Annotated in this window: 18 protein-coding genes; 14 read left to right on the top strand and 4 right to left on the bottom strand. The window is 57.2% G+C overall.

Translation table 11 applies throughout. The features are described 5' to 3' along the window. The first annotated feature begins 2 nt into the window (after positions 1-2). The 4 genes from zwf (at position 3) to C1A08_RS07715 (ending at position 4,574) form a co-directional block, all read left to right on the top strand. Positions 3-1,523 (top strand): glucose-6-phosphate dehydrogenase, encoded by a 1,521-nt coding sequence (zwf, locus tag C1A08_RS07730; RefSeq protein ID WP_101572549.1) that lies wholly within the window; start codon positions 3-5, stop codon positions 1,521-1,523. Between the two features lie 7 nt (positions 1,524-1,530). Beyond that, positions 1,531-2,229 (top strand): 6-phosphogluconolactonase, encoded by a 699-nt coding sequence (pgl, locus tag C1A08_RS07725; RefSeq protein WP_055204758.1) that lies wholly within the window; start codon positions 1,531-1,533, stop codon positions 2,227-2,229. Positions 2,230-2,301: 72 nt separating this feature from the next. Next, positions 2,302-3,762 carry an ATP-binding cassette domain-containing protein gene (locus C1A08_RS07720; protein ID WP_101572547.1) on the top strand — a complete coding sequence of 487 codons (1,461 nt, stop codon included), beginning with the start codon at positions 2,302-2,304 and terminating at the stop codon, positions 3,760-3,762. Positions 3,763-3,785: 23 nt separating this feature from the next. Beyond that, the gene (locus C1A08_RS07715; RefSeq protein WP_101572545.1) at positions 3,786-4,574 is read left to right on the top strand and encodes a PhzF family phenazine biosynthesis protein; all 789 of its coding nucleotides are present in this window, start codon (positions 3,786-3,788) and stop codon (positions 4,572-4,574) included. Positions 4,575-4,612: 38 nt separating this feature from the next. Here the strand turns inward: C1A08_RS07715 and C1A08_RS07710 are convergent, their stop codons facing one another. Then, positions 4,613-7,588, bottom strand: a complete 2,976-nt coding sequence (locus tag C1A08_RS07710) for a PEP/pyruvate-binding domain-containing protein (RefSeq protein WP_055205137.1) — start codon at positions 7,586-7,588, stop codon at positions 4,613-4,615. An 81-nt stretch (positions 7,589-7,669) separates the two neighbouring features. On the opposite strand from C1A08_RS07710, the gene C1A08_RS07705 reads away from it, so the two are divergent. The 6 genes from C1A08_RS07705 (at position 7,670) to C1A08_RS07680 (ending at position 12,918) form a co-directional block, all read left to right on the top strand. Continuing rightward, positions 7,670-8,893 carry a hypothetical protein gene (locus C1A08_RS07705; protein WP_055204753.1) on the top strand — a complete coding sequence of 408 codons (1,224 nt, stop codon included), beginning with the start codon at positions 7,670-7,672 and terminating at the stop codon, positions 8,891-8,893. An 81-nt stretch (positions 8,894-8,974) separates the two neighbouring features. After that, complete coding sequence (locus C1A08_RS07700) at positions 8,975-9,418, top strand: peptidylprolyl isomerase (protein ID WP_055204752.1); 444 nt, start codon at positions 8,975-8,977, stop codon at positions 9,416-9,418. Continuing rightward, positions 9,418-9,804, top strand: a complete 387-nt coding sequence (locus tag C1A08_RS07695; protein ID WP_055204751.1) for a DUF3127 domain-containing protein — start codon at positions 9,418-9,420, stop codon at positions 9,802-9,804. Before C1A08_RS07700 ends, C1A08_RS07695 begins: the two co-directional genes overlap by 1 nt. A 513-nt stretch (positions 9,805-10,317) precedes the next feature. After that, positions 10,318-11,730, top strand: a complete 1,413-nt coding sequence (locus C1A08_RS07690) for a hypothetical protein (protein WP_145996539.1) — start codon at positions 10,318-10,320, stop codon at positions 11,728-11,730. Continuing rightward, positions 11,727-12,275: a hypothetical protein gene (locus tag C1A08_RS13105; protein ID WP_145996538.1), complete on the top strand. Its 549-nt coding sequence runs from the start codon at positions 11,727-11,729 to the stop codon at positions 12,273-12,275. The genes C1A08_RS07690 and C1A08_RS13105 overlap by 4 nt, the downstream gene beginning before the upstream one ends. A gap of 91 nt (positions 12,276-12,366) precedes the next feature. Next, positions 12,367-12,918 carry a hypothetical protein gene (locus C1A08_RS07680; RefSeq protein ID WP_101572539.1) on the top strand — a complete coding sequence of 184 codons (552 nt, stop codon included), beginning with the start codon at positions 12,367-12,369 and terminating at the stop codon, positions 12,916-12,918. A gap of 85 nt (positions 12,919-13,003) precedes the next feature. Here C1A08_RS07680 and miaB read toward each other — a convergent pair whose 3' ends face one another. Both miaB and C1A08_RS07670 read right to left on the bottom strand, forming a co-directional pair. Further along, complete coding sequence (gene miaB / locus C1A08_RS07675) at positions 13,004-14,374, bottom strand: tRNA (N6-isopentenyl adenosine(37)-C2)-methylthiotransferase MiaB (RefSeq protein ID WP_101572537.1); 1,371 nt, start codon at positions 14,372-14,374, stop codon at positions 13,004-13,006. 3 nt (positions 14,375-14,377) lie between these two features. After that, on the bottom strand, positions 14,378-15,292 hold the full coding sequence (locus C1A08_RS07670) for a YitT family protein (protein WP_101572536.1): 915 nt from the start codon (positions 15,290-15,292) through the stop codon (positions 14,378-14,380). Positions 15,293-15,418: 126 nt separating this feature from the next. Here C1A08_RS07670 and plsY point away from each other — a divergent pair, with 126 nt between their 5' ends. Next, positions 15,419-16,051: a glycerol-3-phosphate 1-O-acyltransferase PlsY gene (gene plsY, locus C1A08_RS07665; RefSeq protein WP_101572534.1), complete on the top strand. Its 633-nt coding sequence runs from the start codon at positions 15,419-15,421 to the stop codon at positions 16,049-16,051. Between the two features lie 134 nt (positions 16,052-16,185). Continuing rightward, positions 16,186-16,530 carry a TIGR04076 family protein gene (locus C1A08_RS07660; RefSeq protein WP_101572532.1) on the top strand — a complete coding sequence of 115 codons (345 nt, stop codon included), beginning with the start codon at positions 16,186-16,188 and terminating at the stop codon, positions 16,528-16,530. A 187-nt stretch (positions 16,531-16,717) separates the two neighbouring features. On the opposite strand, the gene serS is transcribed toward C1A08_RS07660, so the two are convergent. Then, on the bottom strand, positions 16,718-17,986 hold the full coding sequence (gene serS / locus C1A08_RS07655) for a serine--tRNA ligase (protein ID WP_101572530.1): 1,269 nt from the start codon (positions 17,984-17,986) through the stop codon (positions 16,718-16,720). A 113-nt stretch (positions 17,987-18,099) separates the two neighbouring features. Here serS and C1A08_RS07650 point away from each other — a divergent pair, with 113 nt between their 5' ends. Both C1A08_RS07650 and metH read left to right on the top strand, forming a co-directional pair. Continuing rightward, on the top strand, positions 18,100-19,197 hold the full coding sequence (locus C1A08_RS07650; RefSeq protein WP_101572528.1) for a glutaminyl-peptide cyclotransferase: 1,098 nt from the start codon (positions 18,100-18,102) through the stop codon (positions 19,195-19,197). Between the two features lie 21 nt (positions 19,198-19,218). Continuing rightward, entirely contained in the window at positions 19,219-22,878 is a 3,660-nt protein-coding gene (gene metH / locus C1A08_RS07645) for a methionine synthase (RefSeq protein WP_101572526.1), read from the top strand. Positions 22,879-22,889 lie beyond the last annotated feature (11 nt).

Here is a 22,889-nt window from a genome sequence, read left to right as displayed (position 1 = left end):
CTATGAAAAAAGCGGATAACCAACTACTCGTCATCTTCGGGGCATCGGGCGACCTGACCCGGCGCAAGCTGATGCCGTCGCTGTTCGAACTCTACGTGCGGGGGCTGTTGCCGAAACGGTTCGCGATCCTGGGCGCCTCGCGCAGCGAATATACCGACGACACGTTCCGGCAGCAGCAGCGCGAAGGCATCCGCCGGAGCGCCAAAGGCGCGTCGTACGACGACGGACAGATCGACGAATTTCTCCGGATGATTCATTACGTCAGTTTCGAACCGACCGAATACGCCACTTACGGCAACCTGAAAAACCGCATCGGCGAACTGCTGGAAACGCTCGGCTCGCCCGACCGGGTCGTCTATTACCTGGCCACGCCGCCGGTACTGTACGAAACGATCCCGGCCGGACTGAAAGAAGCCGGGCTGAACGTCGCCGCAACGAAAAAAGGATGGCGACGGATCGTTGTCGAAAAGCCGTTCGGCACCGACCTCGAATCGGCGCGCCGGCTCAGCGAACTGCTGCGCGGGGTATTCGAAGAAAACGGAATCTACCGGATCGACCACTATCTCGGCAAAGAGACGGTGCAAAACATCCTGGTGCTGCGTTTCTCGAACGGCATTTTCGAGCCGCTGTGGAACCGCAACTACATCGACTACGTCGAGATCAGCGCGACCGAAACCCTCGGCGTCGAAAACCGGGGCCCGTATTACGAAAGCGCCGGAGCGCTGCGCGACATGATCCAGAACCACCTGCTGCAGTTGATGGCTTTCGTCGCGATGGAGCCGCCGGCCGTTTTCGAACCGGAACCGATCCGCAACGAGATCGTCAAAGTGTTCCGCGCCATCCGCCGTTACACGCCGGCCGAAATCGGGCGCAACGTGCTGCGGGCTCAATACACCGGATGCGAAATCGACGGGCAATACGTCCCGGGATACCGCGAAGAGAAAAACGTCGCTCCGGATTCGACGACCGAGACTTTCGTGGCGATGAAACTCTTTATCGACAACTGGCGCTGGGGCGGCGTACCGTTCCTGTTCCATACCGGCAAACGGCTGTCGAAAAAACAGTCCGAAGTCGTGATCCACTTCAAATCGACGCCGACGCAACTCTTTTCGGGCCAGTGCTCCGGGCGTTCGTGCAACAAGCTCACGCTGCGTATCCAGCCCGACGAGAGCATCTCGCTGAAATTCGGACTGAAAATGCCCGGCGCGGGACTGAGCGTACGGCAGGTCAGCATGGATTTCCGCTACGACTCGCTGTCGTCGGACTACCTGCCCGACGCTTACGAACGGCTGCTGTTGGACGTGATGCTCGGCGACTCGACGCTGTACGCCCGCCGCGACTCGCTCGAAGCGAGCTGGCAGTTCATCGACCCGATCCTGCGGGCCTGGAAGCAAAACCCGCAGCGGGGCCTGCTGACCTATCCGGTGCTGACCGAAGGGCCCGACCCGCAGCAACTGCTCGAAGACGGCAACGACCGGCCGGATGAGAATTGTACCCTGGACGAATCCATTTTTCAGGAATAAACACGCTATGGAAATGCTCTCTTTCGACTGCGTGCACGACGCACTGCAGGCAATGACCGAACAACTGGCCGCAGCGGTCCGGCAAAAAACGGACGGTCCGTTCCACATCGCCCTCTCGGGCGGCGGGACGGCCAAACTGCTATTCCGGCTCTGGGCGCAGGAATACGTACGGAAAATCGCGTGGTCACGGCTGCGCTTCTATTGGGTCGACGAACGATGCGTCCCGCCGGACGACCCGGAAAGCAATTTCAAATATGCCGACGAACTGCTGTTTCAAAAGATCGGCATCCCCGACAACCACCTGTTCCGGATACGGGGCGAAGAGGATCCCGAACAAGAAGCCCGGCGCTACGCGGCGGCCGTCCGGGCCGAACTGCCGCTACAAGACGGACTGCCGCGCTTCGATGCGGTCGTCCTCGGCATCGGCGACGACGGCCACACCGCTTCGATCTTCCCGCACACGCCCGGATTACTGACCGACCCGGCCTGTTACGCGGTATCGCGGCATCCGGTCACCGGTCAGTGGCGGATCACGATGACCGGCCCGCTGATCCTCAACGGGGCGGAACTGCTGTTTCCGGTCATCGGCCCCGGAAAGGCGGAAATCCTGCAAAAAATAGACGGCCCGCAGGGAGCGGAATATCCCGCGGGGTACATCCTCCGCCGCGCCGAACGGGCGGCGGTCTATACGAACTGTAAAATATAATCCCGCGCGCTCCGCCTTCCGGTCATCGTCGGGTATTTTTGCGTACCTTTGCGGCGACCAAACCGGAAAACGATGGAACAACCGATCATAGCACTGCAAAACGGAGTCGTCCGCGACGAAAGCCGGCGGTTCCGCACGCCCGTCAATTTCACGCTCGAAGCCGGGGAGCATATCGCCGTCATGGGGCTCAACGGCAGCGGCAAAACGATCCTAATCGAAACGCTGTTGGGCAACCTTTACCTCGCGGAAGGCAAGTTGAACTACGATTTCCGCTCGGACGACAACCGTGCGTCGCAGCACATCCGCTACATCACATTCCGCGACGCTTACGGCAGCGCCGACGGAGAATACTATTACCAGCAGCGGTGGAACGCCACCGACCGCGAAAGCGCGCCGCTGGCCTCGGAAATGTTCGACCGCGTGACCTGCGACCCGCTGGAACGCGAACGGATCTTCGATCTGCTCGGCATCCGCGGCATGTTGCAAAAACAGATCATCCTGTTGTCGAGCGGCGAGCTGCGAAAATTCCAGATCGCCAAAATGCTGCTTGCCGCGCCGCGCGTACTGGTCGTCGAAAGCCCGTTCATCGGACTGGACGTCGAAGCGCGCCGGACGCTCGAAGAGTTGTTCGTCACGCTGACCCGCCGGTCGGACGTACAAATCGTGCTGTCGGTCTCGTCCCCGGCCGACATCCCGTCGTTCGTCACGCACGTCTGCACGGTGGACGGTATGCGGTGCGGCGCGAAGCAGACCCGCGAAACGTTCCTGCGCGACGAACCGTTCTCGCGACGCCGGGCCGAAATGACCGCCGCTTACGAACGGCAGCCGATCCAACTACCCCCTCCCCTCGCCGAACCGCTGCATTGCGACGAAGTGGTGCGGCTGCGCAACGTTACGATCCGCTACGGCGAACGGACGGTGCTCGACTCGGTAAACTGGACAATCCGGGGCGGCGACAAATGGACGCTGACCGGCGCCAACGGCTCCGGCAAATCGACGCTGCTGAGCCTGATCTGCGCCGACAACCCGCAATCCTACGCCCAGGACATCGTGCTGTTCGGACGGCAACGCGGATCGGGCGAAAGCATCTGGGATATCAAAAAGCACATCGGCTACGTCTCGCCGGAGATGCACCGCTCGTACATCAAGAATATCCCGGCGATCGACATCGTGGCGTCCGGATTTTTCGATTCGATCGGCCTGTACCTGACTCCGAACGACGACCAGCGGGCCGTCTGCGAAGAGTGGCTGAAGACATTCGAAATGGACGGACTGCGGGATAAATCGTTCGTGAAACTATCGTCGGGCGAACAGCGGCTGCTGTTACTGGCTCGCGCCTTCGTCAAAGACCCCGACCTGCTGATCCTCGACGAACCGTTGCACGGACTCGACTGCTACAACAAGGAGCGCGCCCGCGCCGTGATCGAGGCTTTCTGCCGCCGGCCGGACAAGACGATGATCTACGTGACGCACTACGAGCGGGAGCTTCCCCGGTGCGTGGACAAAAAAATGGTGCTGCAAAAACATGCATAGCGAACCGGAAGTTCCGAACAACGATGAATACGTATAAACTATACCAGGTCGATGCATTCGCCGAAAAGTTATTCACGGGCAACCCGGCGGCCGTCTGCCCGCTGGACAGTTGGATAAGCGACGACCTCTTGCAGAAAATCGCGATGGAAAACAACCTCGCCGAAACGGCCTTTTACGTCGGCCGGGGCGACCGGTACGAAATCAGATGGTTTACGCCGAACACCGAGGTAGACCTGTGCGGCCACGCCACGTTGGCGGCGGCCCACGTCCTGTTCGAATACGAAGATCGGCGAGAAACCCCGATCCGTTTCTACTCGCCCCGGAGCGGGGAATTGCAGGTGAGCAAAAAACCGGACGGCCTGACGCTGGACTTTCCGGCCGACGAACCGCACGAAGTTCCGGTTTCGGACGAACTCCTGAACTGCTTCGATAAAAAACCGGTCGGGACCTATAAAGGAAGAACCGATTACATGCTGGTTTTCGCGAACGAAGCCGATGTCGCCGACATCGAACCGCGATTGGAATCCATCGCAAAATTGAAAGCCCGGGGGGTCATCGTTACGGCAAAAGGCGAAAAGGCGGATTTCGTATCCCGTTTTTTCGCTCCGCAATCGGGAGTCGCCGAAGATCCCGTCACCGGATCGGCGCACACGACCCTCGCCCCGTACTGGGCCGCAAAGTACGGCAAAACCGAACTGTCGGCGATACAACTGTCCGCCCGGAAAGGTTACTTACGGTGCAGAGTCCTCGGCGAAAGGGTCGAAATCAGCGGCCGGGCCGAACTCTATCTCAAAGGCGAAATCTACATCTGACGCTTCCCGGCCCGTTCCCGGCCTCTTTATCCTTCCGGTCATCCTTTGCGGATGATGCCTTTGTTTTTGCGGCCGTCGACGTAAATGTACAGCGGCTCCGTAAAACGGACATGCCGCACCAATTCGCTCTCGTAGACGGCTTGTTCGCCGTCCAACTGAGCCGCGTCGAACGCTCCGTCGCCGAGGAACGGGCTGATGGTCATGTAGCCGACGCCGAACGACGTGAGGTTCTGGAAAAAATGGGTCCCTTGACTCGGTTCGACGCGGAAATTTTCGAGCCCGCACTCGACGATCACTTTCGCTTCCGAAATCGCGGTCCACTTGACCGGAATGCCGAGCCACGGGTCGCTCGACCCCCAGCGTCCGGGACCGATCAGCACGTAGGAACGCTTTTCTGCGCGCATCCGGTTGTTCAGCGCGCCGATCTCGTCGGCGATCTGCTGCGTGCGCGCCGAATCGAACGCCTCGTTGCGAATATAAACCACGTCGCATACGTCGCCGATCGCGCCGAGCCCGAGAGCGTGTTCGGCATAGACCAGCGCGCCGTCGGGGGATACCTCCGACCAGTCGAGCGAAACGTTCGACTGCGTATCGACGATCGGGCGTATCTGCAGGAAATTGAACACGCAATCCGTGCCGTACGGCACGTCCATATCGACGGCAAACTCCATTTCGATCGGGCAACGCATCTCTTTTTCGCCCATTTCGAGCAGGTCGCAGACGATCTGCGCCAGCGGGATCGTATCGTATTTCAGGATTCGCGAGAAGGTGACGATCTTGCGCCCGTCTTCGAACGTACTGTCCGTAATGCGTTGATTCTGCATATCCCAGGTCGAAGCGACATGACGCATGTTGCGAAAATGCTTCGCCTTGTTGATCTCGAAACGCTGCAGGTTCACCGCGTCGTCGATCGACGTTTTGAACTCTTCGGGCTTCAAGTTCAACGCATACATCTCGCGCTGCGTCTCGCTCAACGCCAGTTCGGGCGTCGAAAGTTGCAATACGTTTTTCGGATAACGGGGCGAAAAGCGGAGCGTCTGACCGCCGTCGACAACCAGCTTGCCGAGCCCGAACGCGAGGTTCACGATACCGTCCTGCGGCTTCTCGTCGCCGATCGGATAAAAATTCAGCGAACGGGCCACGCCGGAAATCGTCGGAAAGAAATACCCGCTGTCGGCCGTCCCGCACACCTCCTGGATCACGACGGCCATCTTCTCCTCGCTCAGCAGGTTGGCCGTCGCCTGGATATAGGCGCGGCTCGATGCGAAATAGACCGACGCATAAACGCTCTTGATCGCCTTGCCGAGCAGTCGCAGCGTCTGGTCTTCGTTGCTGGTCATCGGAATCATATAAGTCGAATAGATACCGGCAAAAGGCTGGTAGTGCGAGTCCTCCAGTTTCGAACTCGACCGCACGGCCAACGGTTTCGACGAGTGGCGGATGAAGATTCGCAGGTCGTCGACCAGCGACTCGGGCAGCCGCGAGCTGACGAATTCGGAAAGTATCTCGTCGTCGGAGATATCGGAGTTGATCACGTATTGCAGGCCGTTCTCGCGGATGAACTCGTCGAAACAGTCGGTGGCGATCACCAGCGTCCGCGGCAGGTAGATCCGCACGCCCTCGTACTTGTCGTAAAAGCGGTACTTATGCAGCATACTGTTCATAAAGGCCAGTCCGCGCGCCTTACCGCCGAGCGAACCGTTGCCGATCCGGGCGAAACCGATGTAATTGTCGTACGTGTCGGGGTCGAAACGCGCCACCACGCCGTATCCCTGCAGGATGCGGTATTCGCGGATCGCCTGCGCGATGAATTCGCGCATCCGGTCGATCGAGTCGAACGAACCGTTGTGCAGCTTGCGCACCGTCGCCGCCAACGAAAAAAGCCCGCGGGCATACATCCACTTCGACAGCCGGTTGCGTTCGCCGTGATAGAACAGCACCTCCTCGGGAATCTCCATAACCAATTGTTGCAGATCGCGCAGGTCGCGGGCGCGGCCGATCACGGTTCCCGTCTTCAAATCCTTGAACACGAAGTCGCCGAACGAAAACTCCTCGCCGATGTAGTCGCTCAGTTCGATCAACAGCGTCTTCGAATACTTCGCAATAAAGCCGACGCCCAGTTCCTCGGCCGTCGCGCGCATACTCTCCTGCGACGATTGCAGCAGGAACGGCATTTGCGGATTATCTTTTTTAATCAGCTTGCAGAGGTCGATTCCCGCATCCAGCTTTTCGCTCGACGCCGGATCGTCCTTGTGAATAACGAAACCGACGTCGGAAATCACCCCCAGCAGGTTGTTCTTGTATTTTTCATACAGTTCGACCGCCTCCGCGTAATTCGTCGCCAGCAGGATCTTCGGCCGGGCGCGCTTGCGCAGCTTTTGCTGCTGCTCGTTGAGCGCCTCCTTCGCGAATTCGCGGCTCTGCTGCAACACCAGCTTGTAGATCGTCGGCAGGTAGGTCGAATAGTACTTCACCGAGTCTTCGACCAGCAAGATCGACTGCACGCCGACCTGCAGGATGTCGTTGTCGGCGTTCATCCGGTCTTCGATCAGCTTGATGATCGTCAGGATCAGGTCGGGATTGCCGTGCCAATAGAACGTGTAATCGATGGCCGACGTGTCCTCGTTCTCGATCCGCATCCCGATATCGCGCGAAAAATTGGTCAGCAGCACGATCGGAATGTCCGGCTGCTGTTCGCGGATCAGCTTCGACAGGTGGAAAACGTCGATCTCGCCGACATTGAACATACTGATTACCAAATCGAATCCCGGATCGTCGCGCAACAATTCGAGCGCTTCGACCGACGAACTGACGCGCCGGAACGACGGCGGATTGCTCAGGTTCAGATCGATGTACTCGTTGCTGATCTGCACGTCGATCCGGCCGTCCTCCTCAAGCGTGAACGCATCGTAACTGCTTCCGATCAGCAGTACCTTGCGGATGCGCCGCCGCATCAGGTTGCCGTAGTCGATCGTCGTGTCGGCCGTGATCCGGCCGATGGTATCCTGTGTCATAATCTTATCCGAATAGTGCGAAACAAACTTACGCATTTTTTGGAACTTTTTTTACCTTTGCACAAACTATCGAACAACCCTATGGCTAACTATACGCTCGAAGAAGTCACCTCGCGGCGGGCTGCGCGTGAATTTCTCGACCTGCCCAAACGGCTTTACCGCGACGAACCGCACTGGATCTGCCCGTTGGACAGCGACATCGAAAACCGGTTCCGCCCGCAGACCAACGAATTGCTGCACGACGGCGAAGCGATCCGCTGGATCGCACTCGACGAACGGGGCCGCGCGGTCGGACGCATCGCCGCCTTCTACAACCGCGAGTTGGTCAAAGCGTCGGAATACCAGCCGACCGGCGGCTGCGGATTTTTCGAATCGATCGACGACCAACGGGTAGCCGACCTGCTTTTCGACGCGGCGCGCGACTGGCTCGCCGCTCGCGGCCTGGAGGCGATGGACGGCCCGATCAACTTCGGCGACCGCGATTCGTGGTGGGGATTGCTGGTAAAGGGATTCGAATTCACGCCGCTGTACTGCAACCCGTACAACTTCGAATACTACGTCCGCCTGTTCGAGAATTACGGCTTCCAAAACTATTTCAACCAGCACACCTACCTGCGCGAACTGGCCGAAGGCCTGTTTCCGGAAAACGTTTACGAACGGGTCAAACGGCTGAAGGAAGAGCCGCGCTACCGGTTCGAGCACATGGACAAGCGCCGGATCGAAAAATACGCCGACGACTTCCTGGAGGTTTACAACAAAGGATGGGCGGGATTCTCGGGCGTCAAACCGATCGACCGCGAACACGCTTTCGCCCTGCTGAAAAAGATGCGGCCGATCATCGACGAACACCTGATGTATTTCGCCTACTACGACGACCGGCCGATCGGCTTCTTTTTGATGATTCCCGACCTGAACGGCGTGATCGGGCCGCTGAAGGGGCGTTTCGGCCTATTGCAGAAATTCCGCTTCCTGTGGCGGTTGAAGGTGACGAAAAAAGCGACGCGCATCTTCGCCCTCATCTTCGGCGTCGTTCCCGAATTCCAGGGGAAAGGGATCGAATCGGGCATGATCTACACGTTCGAACAGGACGTGGCGAAAAAGATCAAATTCAGGTATAAAAGCCTCGAACTGGCATGGATCGGCGACTTCAACCCGGTGATGATGCGGATGGTCGAGAATTACGTCTGCGCCCAGAAGCACAAAATGCACACGACTTACCGCTACTTGTTCGACCGCACCAAAGAATTCAAACGGGCGCCGCGGATGAACCTGCGCAAACGGGAACCGGCGACGGCGGCCGAATAGCGCCCGGCCCGGCCGGTTTGGAATTCAGCCGGTAAAGCCTTACCTTTGACTTGACCAATTACCGATAACAAAAAATAAACCATGACAAAAGGAATCATACATACCGAGAAGGGGGATATGACCGTCGAGTTTTACGACAACGAAACGCCGATCGCGGTGAACAATTTCTGCAAACTGGCCGAATCGGGCTTTTACGACGGGCTGACGTTCCACCGCGTTATTCCCGATTTCGTGATCCAGGGCGGCTGCCCGCAGGGAACCGGAGCCGGCGGTCCGGGTTATACGATCAAGTGCGAGACATCGGCGGGCAAACAGTATCACGACCGGGGCGTACTGTCGATGGCGCATCGCGGCAAGGACACCGGCGGATCGCAGTTTTTCATCTGCATGAACCGCACGAATACGGCGCACCTGGACGGCGTGCACACCTGTTTCGGCCGCGTGGTCGAAGGGCTCGACGTGATCGACCAGATCCGCCAGGGCGACCTGATTCTGAACATCGAAATCTTTAAAGACCAAGCGTAATGGAATTCGAAGGAACCGTATGGCGGGTACTTCCGCTCGTCAAGGGAACGAGCGCCCGCGGCGAATGGATGAAACAAGAGGTGGTATTCGAACTGCCCGGCGAGTTCAACCGCAAACTGTGCGTCGGGTTCTGGGGCGACAAGGCGCAGGAAGCCGGCACGCTGCAACCGGGCGAATCGGTCGCCGTTTCGGCCAACGTCGAATCGCGCGAATATAACGGCCGCTGGTTTACCGAAGCGCGCGCGTGGAGAATCACCCGCAAAGCGGCCCAGCAACCGCAGCCGCAGGCTCCGGTAGCCGACGGGCTGCCGCCGATGGACGCATTCGCTTCCGACGAACCGGCCTCGACGAGTTCGTCCGCCGAAGTAGACGACCTGCCGTTCTAAACGCAACGAGGTTAGAACAGATAAAAAGCCGTTCTCCGATTGGAGAGCGGCTTTTTTGCGAAACATGCGAACCAATCCCGGAACCATTTTCTCGTCCGGCGATAACAACCGCCGTCGCACGGATACTATAAAAAATACTATTCCACCCTAAAAAACACATTTTAACATCTTTTTACGCCATAATTAATTGATTTCTCCTTGTTTTTCCATATATTGATCCAAATTATATAAAAAAGGAGGTGTATATGACATAAAACCATTATATGCAGGAACAAAGGAATATCCACTGTTATTTATTATCTAAAATTCAAAATCAATGAATCAAAAAAATGGCGATTAAGCTGTATAATCGCATTTATTTTTATTTGCAGTTGCCAGAGCGATCCGTATGATAATGCAGAATTTCCAAGCGCAACGAACTCTTCTTCAAAATTCTCCCCCCAAGAGGCCCGTTCCTATTTCGAACGAACCGCAGAAGATTTGCGGGCAGTCTCGTTTCGACACACGCACTCCATGCAGACAAAATCGTCGATTTGCGAACAACCGGAGTCTCAGGAGGTATTTACGCCTTTATGGAACGACCTGAGGCAAACGGACGAAAACGACCTTTGCGTCACAATGGAGATTCCGTTGGAAACGAGAGGCGTACCTTTGCTGGGCTGGTGCGAGTCGCATCTGACGGGCGATCGACCAGGCGGCGTTTCGCCGGTAGCGATCGCCAGCAACCTGGTGATCAAAAAAAACATCGAAACCGACGACATTTTTTATTTTGTGGCTACCTTTATACCCGACCCGACATGCGCTCGGGAACGCAAGGGTCAGAAACATCCTTATCGGTTTATGATGGATCGGCAATACAGCGGATACGTAGTGATTTCCGACGTGACGGGCGAATATGTTACGGCTTTTTTACACCGGAACGGATCGCACTGCCAGGTACATCTCCGTATTCCCGAGTCAGAGCAACCGACGGATTCGTCCGAAGTGACCGACCGGCTGCGCCTGGCAACCCCGGGGGCGGAACTGATGACCCGGAGCGCGGACTCCGAGCAGGACGAAACGCGTTACTATTGCGCCTATTGTAACTGGCAGATCGTAAACGGCTCCTGCCCGAATCCGAACTGCAAACCGGTGGAAGTCGTCGCCTGCCCTGTCTGCCACAGTCAGGAGTGCGTCTGTTGCCCGGTCTGCAAAAGCTATCCGTGCAAATGTAACCCGAAGACGTGCACCAATGCGAATTGTCCTTACGGCGGATATTGCAACGGACTGTGCTCGACGGGCAGCGGAGGCGGCACCGGAGGGGGAGGCAGCACCGGAGGGGGTACCACCGGAGGAGGTGGAACTCCCGGAGGGAACATAACGCCGCAATCGTTCAGTTGGAAACCGGGAACTCCGTATCCGACGGTGTCAACCACCTATGTCCGGTGGAAAAATTTGTTTAATAATGCTCAGACGACTCTCGATTTTCGACTGATTTATATCAACTCGGCCATCGTAGACGATAAATTTATCATCCGCAACTTCAAATATCCCTCGAACATCGGATATGTAACAAAAGATCCATATTCGGGAAAATGGTATATAGACCTGGATGCGTCTCAGATCCCGCAGGGAACTTTTGCGGAGCAACTCATTATGGTGCATGAGTTGTATCATCTTCATCTGTATTTGAAAGCCGGTGTGACAAAACCAACTTCTTCCGACAATGATGACCATCATCGACAAATGGTCGAAGACGGAATTTATGTCGAATGGCTTAAAAAAATGTTTCCAGGCCATAAGGATGCAGAATACGAGCTGATGAAATATGCAGGAACTGTTGATTCTCCTGTATATAAAAATAGACCGTTTACTGAACGAATGGCAATTCAAAGTTTCTTCGATAAAAACAACATTACTCATTATAAAATCGTCAATTTACCATGAAACGTATATTTATTTTATCAATAACCTGTTTAACTTTAAGTCAGATCATTTGCGCTCAACCCCAATCGCGTGTCAAGGGCGATGCGATCTATTTCTATTGTACTTCACGCACCGATCCCGACGAAGGCGTCGAAAGAGGAGAAAATCCGGCAAACGACAATGACCCGCTTTATGTACATAGACCTATCTTTTTTCAGATGGTTTCAAAAACTAAAGATATTTATATTGATTTTGCTTTTTTCAACTACAATCCGGCGGAACTCAGCAAAACCCGCCCGGTAATCCCGGCGAAAGACCAAATGGAAATCGTCACGGGACCCCGAACCATGCTGCGGTTTATCAATACGTTCAACCCGATCACGCTGGAAAACAAATTGGCATCCTTCAAAACGAAAGAAGAATCATGGGCCTGGGTAGACTCGCTCAAAGCAACCGGTAAACAGATTTACCTGATCGATTGGAATGATCCGATAAATGGTAGCGGAGGAACAGAACTCAGACTGATCCAGGTAAGGCCTACCCTTACCAACCGTCCGTCTTACTAACAAATTAAATACTAAATGATAACTATCGGCAGAAAGGTGCGATTCTTTCTGCCGATTTTCATTATATTTACAAAAACGAGCCTGTCGAATTATGAAAACATGGTTGCTATTTGTATTCGTTTGCTCAGCGGCATTCACGGCACTCGGTGTCGAACCCCAACCCCGTGTCAAAGGCGATGCGATTTATTTATACTGTTCCGCATCTACACAAGACACCCGGGAAGGCATCGAAAGATTCGAAGATGCTGAAAACGACAATGACCCGTTATTCGCGCATCGGCCGATCAGTTTCGAAATGAAATCGAAACAAAAAAACATTTACATACTCTTTTTCCATTGCAGTTTCAATCCGGCGGAACTCAGCAAAACCCGCCCGGTAGACCCCGCAAAAGATCAGATGGAAATCGTCACGGGACCCCGAACCATGTTGCGGTTTATCAATACGTTCAATCCGATCACGCTGGAAAACAAATTGGCATCCTTCAAAACGAAAGAAGAATCATGGGCGTGGGCAGACTCGCTCAAAGCCACCGGTAAACAGATTTACCTGATCGATTGGAATGATCCGATAAACGGTAGCGGAGGAACAGAACTCAGACTGATCCAGGTGGCACCAACAACTATCAACCGACCGCTTTTTTAGATATAAAAGCAGACTAAAAAAACCGGAGGACAGGGACATGCTTTCCGCCGGTCTGTTTTTTCAGTTTTGGGACTTTCGAAAAGAGCTAAAGCAGTTCGCCGATCAGCGTGGCCGAACTGCAATCGGTGATCCGGACGGTCGCGTATTCGCCGATCCGCCGGTCGCCGCGGTCGAAGACGACGACTTTGTTCTGCGACGTGCGGCCGAACAGCCGGTCGTCGCTGCGTTTCGAAACGCCTTCGATCAGCACTTCGAACGTGCGGCCCACGTCGCGGCGGTTGCTTTGCAGCGACAGTTCGTTCTGCAGGCCGATGATTTCGGTCAGTCGGGCCGTCTTCACGTCATCGGGCACGTCGTCGGCATAGCGGCGGGCCGCCTTGGTATTCGGGCGTTCGGAATATTTGAACATGAAGGCAAATTCGTAGCCGACTTCCCGCATCAGCGACAGCGTGTCGCGGTGATCCGCATCGGTCTCGGTGCAGAAACCGGCGATCAGATCGGTCGACAGCGCACAGTCGGGCAAGATACGCCGGATCGCGGCGATCCGGCCGAGGTACCACTCGCGGGTGTATTTTCGGTTCATCAACTCCAGCATCCGCGTGCTGCCGGACTGCGCCGGCAGGTGGATTGCGCGGCACAGGTTCTCCCGCCGCGCCATCACATGCAGCACCTCGTCGCTGAGGTCTTTCGGATGCGAAGTCGAAAACCGCACCCGCAACAGCGGATCGATCCCGGCTACCGCATCGAGCAGCGCGGCGAAGCCGGTCGAATGCCCGTCCTGTTCCCAACGGTACGAATTGACGTTCTGCCCGAGCAGCGTCACCTCGCGGTAACCGGCGTCGAACAGCTCGCGGGCTTCGCGGAGAATCGTCCGCGGATCGCGGCTGCGTTCGGCTCCGCGCGTATAGGGAACCACGCAGTACGAACACATGTTGTTGCACCCGCGCATGATCGAAATAAAAGCGCTGACGCCGTTCTTATCGAGCCGCACCGGGGCGATTTCGGCATAAGTCTCCTCCTGCGACAACAGCACGTTGACCGAACGGCTGCTGTCGCCGGCCTGCCGCAGCAGCCGAGGCAGATCGCGGTAAGAGTCCGGCCCGGCCACGATATCGACCAACTGTTCGCGCTCCATCAACTGCTCTTTCATCCGTTCGGCCATGCAGCCGATCACGCCGACGAGCAACGCTTTCTTACGCCGCTTATAAGGCTTGAACTCGCGCAAACGGCCGAGGACGCGCTGCTCGGCATTGTCGCGTACCGAACAGGTATTCACGAGGATCACGTCCGCTTCGTCGATCCGCTCGGTGTAACGGTATCCGTCGCGCTGCAGGATCGACAGCACCACTTCGCTGTCGCTGACATTCATCTGACAGCCGTAGGTTTCGATATACAGTTTACTGCCATCGCCGGACAACGGCCGCAGTTTTTTCAGATTTTCGGCATTGAAATCCATCGTTTACTCTTTTTGCGGGAAAGGCTTGAAACCGTCCCCATAAGTTTCGTCGGCATCGACAATCACGACGAACGCCGTCGGATCGATCTCGTGCACCATACTGCGCACCATCGACACCTCGCCACGGCTCACCACCACGAAAATCACCTCCTTATCCCGCGCGGTGTACAAACCCGACGCCTTCAGGTAAGTGCCTCCGCGTCCCATTCGTTCGAGGATATATTCCCGGATCTGCTCGCGCCGGTCGGAAACGATGAACAGCAGCTTGTCGTAGCTCGCGCCGTCGAGGATATAGTCGATGACCCGCGACGAGACAAAGATAGTGACTAACGAGTAAAGCGGCAAGCGCCAGTCTCCCAAAACGATCATGCCGAACAGTACGACGCACGAATCGACGATCAGTATTCCGCGCGAAAAGCGGATGTGCGCGTAGCGCGTCAGTAACTTCGCGATGATGTCGGTGCCTCCCGACGTGGCGTGCGACTTGATGATCAGCCCGGTTCCGGCGCCGATCAGCACGCCGCCGAAGATACACGGCAGGAACATGTCCTGCGACAGATTCATGGCTCCGCCGAACAGCGTTTCGGGACTCTCGCCGAAAAGCCACGTCATCGCGTTCATCGAAAGGGGGATCAACAGCGCGGAAAAAATCGTTTTCGCCCCGAACGCCCGCCCGAATACCTTCATCCCGACCAGCAGCAGCGGGATGTCGAGCATCAGGCCGAACGTCCCGACCTGCACCGACGGAAACAGATAGTGCAGCACGATGCCGGCGCCGTACACCCCTCCCGGCACGATGCGGTACGGGTTCATAAACAACACGAACCCGGCGGACAGCACGACACTGCCGACGAACACGTAAATCCACGAAACGACGGACTGTCTCGCAAGCCATCGGTCGTATACTTTCGGAATCATAACATTCCTCCTTTTTCTATTTTCGTTCCAATAAATAACAAAAGTAATCAATTCTGTTAAAAACCAAACTCCGGATTTCGTTTATGCGTTTTATTTGCCTAATTTTGCGGCTCAACGCGAAAAATCATGGTACTCAATATAACCTTAATCGTCATTGCTTATCTGCTGGGATCCATTCCGAGCGCCGTATGGATCGGCCGCCGCTTTTACGGCATCGATGTCCGCGAACACGGCAGCCATAACGCCGGAGCGACCAACACGCTGCGCGTGCTGGGGCTGCGGGCGGCGCTTCCTGTCTTCGGGATCGACATGCTGAAAGGATTCGTCGCGGTGATGCTATCGCACCTGACCGCTTACGAAAACGGCAGCGACGCGATGTTCGACCTGAAGATCGCGCTGGTGGCGGCAGCCGTGATCGGGCATATCCTGCCGCTGTTCGCCGGGTTTCGCGGCGGCAAGGGCGTCGCCACGCTGGCGGGAGCGGTGTTGGCCGTCTATCCGTCGGCCGTGTTGTTGTGCCTGCTGATTTTCGGGATCGTCTTCGTAACCACCCACTACGTATCGCTCGGTTCGATCAGCGCCGGGATCGCGTTCCCGATCTTCGTAATCGGCGTATTCGGCGAACGGTCGGTATCGCTGATCGTATTCAGTTGCGTCATCGCGGTGTTGCTGCTGTATACCCACCGCAGGAACATCCAACGGCTGTTCGACCACAGCGAATCGAAGACCTATCTGTTCAAAAAAAAGGACAAAAAATAACCGCTTCCCGGAACAACCCGTTTGCAAAGGAGCCTGAAAAAGAATTTCCCAAAATTCGTTATTTTTAAGAAACCGCATCCTGCCCCCGCCGGCACAGACGATCTTACCCGACGCAGGGCAAAAACAGATCCGATATGAAAAAAGTGAAAATAACGGTGCTGAAAACCACCCTGGACGAAGAACTGGCCAAAGAGTACGGGGCCGAAGGACTGACCGCATGCCCGATGCTGAAACAGGGACAAACGTTTTATGCGGATTACGCCCGCCCCGAAGGATTCTGCGACGAAGCGTGGAAAGCGATCTACCAATACGCGTTCGCCCTGGCCCACGGAGCGGGAAACGGTCTTTTCTATTACGGCGACTGGATCCGGAAACCGGGAATGGCGATCTGCAGTTGCAACGACGGACTGCGTCCCGTGATTTTCAAGCTGGAAGCGACCGACGAAGAATCGACGATCGACTACACTCCGGTGCGGTAATTCGGCCCCGGCCGGAAACGCCGGAAGCGGAAAACCGTTCCCGCGCTTCCGAAACCGGCACTCACTCCGGCACGCCCACGGCGCATACCGGAGTTTGCTCCGCCCGCCGCGACAGGAACGTCGGATACCCATAAAAAAACGGACGGCAGCCCCGCGAGGCCTGCCGTCCGTTTTTAAAACCCGGTCGTCAGATCCGGTCGAAACGCGTGTATTGGGCCAACGCCGCCGGGATACGAATATTCTCCGGAGTCTGGTTGTTCTCCAGCAACGCCGCCAGGATACGCGGCAGAGCCAGCGAACTGCCGTTCAGCGTATGGGCCAACTGCGTTTTCTTATGAGCATCGCGGTAGCGCAGCTTCAACCGGTTTGCCTGGAACGACTCGAAATTCGATACGGACGACACCTCGAGCCAACGTCCCTGCGCCGCCGAATAGACTTCGAAATCATACGTAATCGCCGACGTGAAACTCATGTCGCCGCCGCAAAGTCGCAGAATCCGGTACGGCAGTTCCAGTTTTTGGACAATGCTTTCCACATGCGCGATCATCCCGTCCAGCGCCTCGTAAGAGCGGTCGGGATGCGCCAGTTGGACGATCTCCACCTTATCGAACTGGTGCAGCCGGTTCAATCCGCGCACATCCTTGCCGTAGGAGCCCGCTTCCCGGCGGAAACAGGGCGTATAAGCGGTCATCTTGATCGGAAAATCGGATTCGTCGAGGATTACGTCGCGGTAGATGTTCGTCACGGGCACTTCGGCCGTCGGGATCAGGTAGTAATTGTCGAGCGTCACATGGTACATCTGCCCCTCTTTGTCGGGCAACTGCCCGGTACCGAAGCCCGACGCCTCGTTGACCATCAGCGGCGGCATGATCTCGGTATAACCGGCAGCCGTATTGCAGTCGAGGAAAAACGCGATCAACGCGCGCTGCAGCGCAGCGCCCTTGCCTTTATAAACGGGAAAACCGGCCCCGGTCAGCTTGACACCCAGTTCGAAATCGATCAGGTCGTATTTGCGGGCCAATTCCCAGTGCGGCAACGCTCCTTCCGGAAGCGCGGGATTCGTCCCGCCCATACGCACCACCACGTTATCGGCCGCCGTCTTGCCGCGCGGCACGTCCTTGTTCGGGAAATTCGGCAACGTCACGATCACGGCGTTCAGCTCTTCGCCTACGGCCCGCAACCGCTCCTCCATGCTCCGCGAGCGTTCCTTCAACTGAACCGTTTTCGCCTTAGCGGCTTCGGCCTCCTCCTTTTTGCCCTGTTTGAACAGCATACCCACTTCCTTGGCGATGGCATTTTGCTGCGCCAGGCATGCATCCAATTGAGCCTGAATAGATTTACGTTCATCGTCCAGCGCTTCGATCTTCTCGACGGCCTCTGTGGCATCCACCCCCTTGACGGCCAAACGTTCCAGCGTAAACGCCTTGTCTTCCCTGATTTGCTTAAGTGTCAGCATTTGGTTTCGATCTTTTTAAATTTTTGTATACTGCTTTCGTTCGTTTTTACGTAATATCAGTGAGGCAAAGATACTATTTTTTCGTACCTTTGTAACCTGTGAATTCATAATTTATGGACATCCGGAAAAACATATCGCCGCTGGTCGTACTGCTGTTTTGCCTGTTAAGCGCATGCGTAGGAACCGGAGGAGCGAAAGCCGACGGCGTTTCTGAAAAGAAACGGGAACAGACGGAAAAGAAAAAAGCCGGCCTGATACGCAGCGTATCGCCGCTGTACGGCACCTACGTCACGCAGGGGGAATCGCAGCGGATCGTAGCGGAACTCGGCGCGGAAGTCGATAGCGTCGTTTTGTCGATCGGCGGCAGCCGCGTGACGGCGCTCGACACGGCGGGTTACGTGTATGCCACCGACGGGAAACACCCCACCGGACGGATCGTTTACCGAATCACCGCCTACCGCGACGGCGACAGCGACAGCCGCACCGGCGAATTTACCATCCTGGCCGCAAAAGCGCCCATACTGTACGGACACAAGGTGCTCAGGCAATATCCGCACAACGCCGACTCGTATACGCAGGGCTTGCTGTGGCACAACGGCTCGCTGTACGAAAGCACCGGCCTCGAGGGACGTTCGTCGGTACGCAGGGTCGAACTCGCCACCGGCAGGCCGGTCGTCACCAAAAAACTGGACGACAACCTGTTCGGCGAAGGCCTCGCGCTGCTGGACGGCAAGCTGTACCAACTGACATGGCAAAACAACAAGGCGTTCGTCTACGATCTGGAAACGTTCGACAAAGTCGGCGAATTCGATTACAGCGGCGAAGGCTGGGGACTGACCACCGACGGGAAGCACCTGTATATGAGCGACGGCAGCGAAAAAATTTATGTCCTCGACCCGGAAACTTTCCGGCGGATACGCACGATCGAAGTCTATACCGACCAGAGCAAGGTAGCCTACGTCAACGAGATGGAGTGGATCAAAGGCGAAATCTGGGCCAACGTCTACATGACCGACACCATCATCCGGATCGACCCGCAGACCGGCGCGGTGACCGGAGCGATCGACATGAGCGGACTGCTCTCCGAAGCGGACGTCACGCCGGCGACCGACGTGCTGAATGGCATCGCCTACGACGCCAGAACGGGCCGGATTTTCGTCACCGGCAAAAACTGGAACAAACTATTCGAAATTTCGGTCCATCCGAAGTAGGGCCGACTCCACAATTTACGTATGCTGAAATTTTCGATACACGACCAGAGCGCGCGCCGAATCCTGATCCTCGACGGCGGACTCGGAACGATGATACAGGGCTACGGCCTGAGCGAAGAGGATTACCGCGGAACGCGTTTTGCAGATTGGAAAATCCTGCTGAAAGGGTGCAACGACCTGCTCGTGCTGACCCGTCCGCAAGTGATCGCCGAAATCCACGAAGCCTATCTCAAAGCGGGAGCCGACATCATCTCGACCGACACGTTCAACGCCAGCGCGGTATCGATGGCCGATTACGGGCTCGAGGCGTATGTTTATGAGATGAACCGGGCGGCGGCGGCGCTGGCCCGCAAAATCGCCGACGGCTATACGCTCCGCAATCCATCGAAACCGCGCTTCGTAGCCGGTTCGATCGGCCCGACCAATCGCACGGCGTCGATCTCGCCGGACGTCAACAATCCGGGTTACCGGGCGGTGACGTTCGACGACCTTCGGGCATCCTATGCCGAACAGGTGCGCGGTCTGCTGGACGGCGGAGCGGACGTGCTGCTGATCGAGACGATCTTCGACACGCTGAACGCGAAAGCCGCGCTGTTCGCCATCGAGGAGACTTTCGCCGAACGCGGAAGACGGATTCCGGTGATGGTCTCCGGAACCATCACCGACGCCAGCGGACGGACGCTGTCCGGGCAAACGATCGAGGCTTTCTACGCTTCGATCGCCCATGCGAATCCTTTTTCGGTAGGACTGAACTGCGGCTACGGCGCCGAACTGATGCTGCCTTACATCGAACGGCTGGCGGCGGTCGCCGGGTGCGCCGTATCGTCGCACCCGAACGCCGGACTGCCGAACGGCTTCGGCGGTTACGACGAAACGCCCGAAATGATGGCGGCAACGATCGGAACCTACCTGGACAAAGGCCTGCTGAACATCGTCGGCGGATGCTGCGGCACGACGCCGGAACACATCGCCGCCATCGCGCAAGTCGCATCGAAATACACGCCGCGCGCAATCCCGGAACCGGAGCACGTAACTACGCTCAGCGGACTGGAAACGCTGCGGATCACGCCCGAAGCTAACTTCGTCAACGTCGGCGAACGGACGAACGTGGCCGGATCGGCCAAATTCGCCGGCTTGATCCGTGAAAAAAAATACGAAGAAGCGCTGTCCGTAGCGCGGCAGCAAGTCGAAGGCGGCGCTCAGATCGTCGATATCTGCATGGACGACGGGCTGATCGACGGCCCGACGGCGATGCGCGACTTCCTGAACCTCGTGATGTCCGAACCGGACATCGCACGGGTCCCGGTCATGATCGACTCGTCGAAATGGGAAGTGCTCGAAACGGGGCTCAAATGCGTGCAGGGTAAATCGGTAGTCAACTCGATCTCGTTGAAAGAAGGCGAGCGGGAGTTCCTGCACCGGGCCGGACTGATCCGCCGTTACGGAGCGGCGGCCGTCGTAATGCTGTTCGACGAACAGGGTCAGGCCGATACTTTCGAACGGAAAATCGCGGTCGCCGGCCGCGCCTACAAATTGCTGACCGAAAACGGCTTCCCGGCCGAAGACATCATCTTCGATCCCAACGTGCTGTCGGTAGCCACCGGTATCGAAGAACACGACGGCTACGGCATCGACTTCATCCGCGCCTGCGGCTGGATCAAGGCCAACTGTCCGTATGCGAAGGTCAGCGGCGGGGGCAGCAACCTGTCGTTCTCGTTCCGAGGCAACAACAAGGTGCGCGAGGCGATGCATTCGGTATTCCTGTACCATGCGATCGCCGAAGGGATGGACATGGGCATCGTCAACCCGTCGATGCTGCAGGTGTACAGCGAAATTCCTTCCGAATTGCTGGAACTATGCGAAAACGTCGTGCTGAACCGGCGTCCCGACGCGACCGAACGGCTGACCGCATACGCACAGCAACTCAAGGATAAAAGCGGCACCGTGTCCGACGATACGCAACGGCTACAGTGGCGCAAAGGGAGTGTCGACGAACGGCTGGCGCACGCCATGCTGAAAGGAATCACCGATTTTATCGACGAAGACACCGAAGAAGCCTACCGGTCGCTGGGCAATGCGCTGGCCGTGATCGAAGGGCCGCTGATGAACGGCATGAACCGGGTCGGCGAATTGTTCGGCAGCGGAAAGATGTTCCTGCCGCAGGTGGTCAAGAGCGCCCGCGTGATGAAACGCGCCGTCGCGGTGCTGACTCCCTACATCGAACAGGAGCGCAGCGAAGGACGCGCCGCATCGGCCGGGAGGATCGTCGTGGCGACGGTCAAGGGCGACGTGCACGACATCGGCAAAAACATCGTCTCGGTGGTGCTGGCCTGCAACGGCTATCAGATCGAAGACCTCGGCGTGATGGTCGAGACGGGACGGATCGCCGACGCCGCCTCGAAATGGCAGGCCGACGTGATCGGACTCAGCGGACTGATTACCCCGTCGCTCGAGGAGATGGCCAAAGTAATCGTCTCGGTCGAACAGATGGGCCTGAAGATCCCGATTCTGATCGGCGGCGCCACCACGTCGGACATGCACACGGCGGTCAAACTGGCCCCGCTGTACAGCGGCCCGGTGATCCACGTCAAAGACGCGTCGGAAGACGTGCGGATACTCGGCGAACTGAATTCGGCGCACCGCGAAGACTTTTTGCGGAACCTGCGGACAGAGCAGCAGCGGCTGCGCGAAGAGTTCGTCCGCAAAGAGAGCGGCAAAACCTACCGCACGCTCGCCGAAGCCCGCGCCCGCGCACTGAGAATCGACACGAGCCGGATCGCGCGGCCCGCGCGCACGGGACGTTTCGTTTTCGCGGACTACCCGTTGGACGAAATCGCGAAACTAATCAACTGGAGTTACTTTTTCGCCGGCTGGGGACTGGCCGGACGCTACCCCGCCCTGCTGGACGACCCGATCAAAGGCGAAGAAGCCCGCAAACTGTTCGCTGACGCGCAGGAGCTATTACAGCAAATCATCGACAACAAATGGCTGAGGGCCAACGGCGTCGTCGGAATTTACCCGGCGACCGGCGACGGCGACGACATCGTGCTGTACGCAGACGACAGCCGGCGGCAGGAACTCCTGCGGCTGCCGCAGTTGCGCAACCAACAACCCGACGACGAAACGAACCTGTCGCTGGCCGACTTCGTCGCTCCGGCAGGCAGCGGAATAGCAGACTACGTCGGCGCGTTCGCCGTAACGGCGGGCATCGGTCTGAACGAACTGGCCGAACGTTTCCGCCGCGACAACGACGACTACCGCGCCATCATGACCAAGTTGCTCGGCGACCGGCTGGCCGAAGCCTTCGCCGAAACGTTGCACCGGCGGGTGCGCACCGAACTGTGGGGATACGAAAAACCGGACGCATTCACGCCGAAAGAGCTGTTCGCCGGACGGTACCGGGGTATCCGCCCGGCATTCGGCTACCCCTCGTGCCCGGATCACTCGATGAAAGAGGACATCTTCCGGCTGATGCGGGTGACCGAAGCGACCGGCATCGCGCTGACCGAATCGTACATGATGACGCCCGGCGAATCGACCTGCGGCCTGATCTTCGGCTGCGAGGAGGCCCGTAACTTCTCGATAGACAAGATAGACGGCGAACAACTCGCCGATTACGCGGCAAGGAGGAACGTCGATCCGGAAAAACTGAAAACAATCATGCCGCAGCACCTGCGGTAGCGCCATAGCGA

This window comes from Alistipes sp. cv1 (assembly GCF_900240235.1).
GTDB lineage: Bacteria > Bacteroidota > Bacteroidia > Bacteroidales > Rikenellaceae > Alistipes_A > Alistipes_A hominis.
The sequence above is the reverse complement of the archived record's forward strand: the minus strand, read 5'-3'. Positions and strand labels throughout refer to the sequence as shown.

Coding starts and splice junctions, on each gene's coding strand:
- C1A08_RS13105 (WP_145996538.1), top strand. CDS start 11,727: ATGAAACGTATATTTATTTTATCAATAACCTGTTTAACTTTAAGTCAG.
- C1A08_RS07695 (WP_055204751.1), top strand. CDS start 9,418: ATGGAATTCGAAGGAACCGTATGGCGGGTACTTCCGCTCGTCAAGGGA.
- C1A08_RS07715 (WP_101572545.1), top strand. CDS start 3,786: ATGAATACGTATAAACTATACCAGGTCGATGCATTCGCCGAAAAGTTA.
- pgl (WP_055204758.1), top strand. CDS start 1,531: ATGGAAATGCTCTCTTTCGACTGCGTGCACGACGCACTGCAGGCAATG.
- C1A08_RS07670 (WP_101572536.1), bottom strand. CDS start 15,292: ATGATTCCGAAAGTATACGACCGATGGCTTGCGAGACAGTCCGTCGTT.
- C1A08_RS07680 (WP_101572539.1), top strand. CDS start 12,367: ATGAAAACATGGTTGCTATTTGTATTCGTTTGCTCAGCGGCATTCACG.
- C1A08_RS07690 (WP_145996539.1), top strand. CDS start 10,318: ATGCAGACAAAATCGTCGATTTGCGAACAACCGGAGTCTCAGGAGGTA.
- metH (WP_101572526.1), top strand. CDS start 19,219: ATGCTGAAATTTTCGATACACGACCAGAGCGCGCGCCGAATCCTGATC.
- C1A08_RS07650 (WP_101572528.1), top strand. CDS start 18,100: ATGGACATCCGGAAAAACATATCGCCGCTGGTCGTACTGCTGTTTTGC.
- plsY (WP_101572534.1), top strand. CDS start 15,419: ATGGTACTCAATATAACCTTAATCGTCATTGCTTATCTGCTGGGATCC.
- C1A08_RS07710 (WP_055205137.1), bottom strand. CDS start 7,588: ATGACACAGGATACCATCGGCCGGATCACGGCCGACACGACGATCGAC.
- C1A08_RS07705 (WP_055204753.1), top strand. CDS start 7,670: ATGGCTAACTATACGCTCGAAGAAGTCACCTCGCGGCGGGCTGCGCGT.
- serS (WP_101572530.1), bottom strand. CDS start 17,986: ATGCTGACACTTAAGCAAATCAGGGAAGACAAGGCGTTTACGCTGGAA.
- C1A08_RS07660 (WP_101572532.1), top strand. CDS start 16,186: ATGAAAAAAGTGAAAATAACGGTGCTGAAAACCACCCTGGACGAAGAA.
- C1A08_RS07700 (WP_055204752.1), top strand. CDS start 8,975: ATGACAAAAGGAATCATACATACCGAGAAGGGGGATATGACCGTCGAG.
- zwf (WP_101572549.1), top strand. CDS start 3: ATGAAAAAAGCGGATAACCAACTACTCGTCATCTTCGGGGCATCGGGC.
- C1A08_RS07720 (WP_101572547.1), top strand. CDS start 2,302: ATGGAACAACCGATCATAGCACTGCAAAACGGAGTCGTCCGCGACGAA.
- miaB (WP_101572537.1), bottom strand. CDS start 14,374: ATGGATTTCAATGCCGAAAATCTGAAAAAACTGCGGCCGTTGTCCGGC.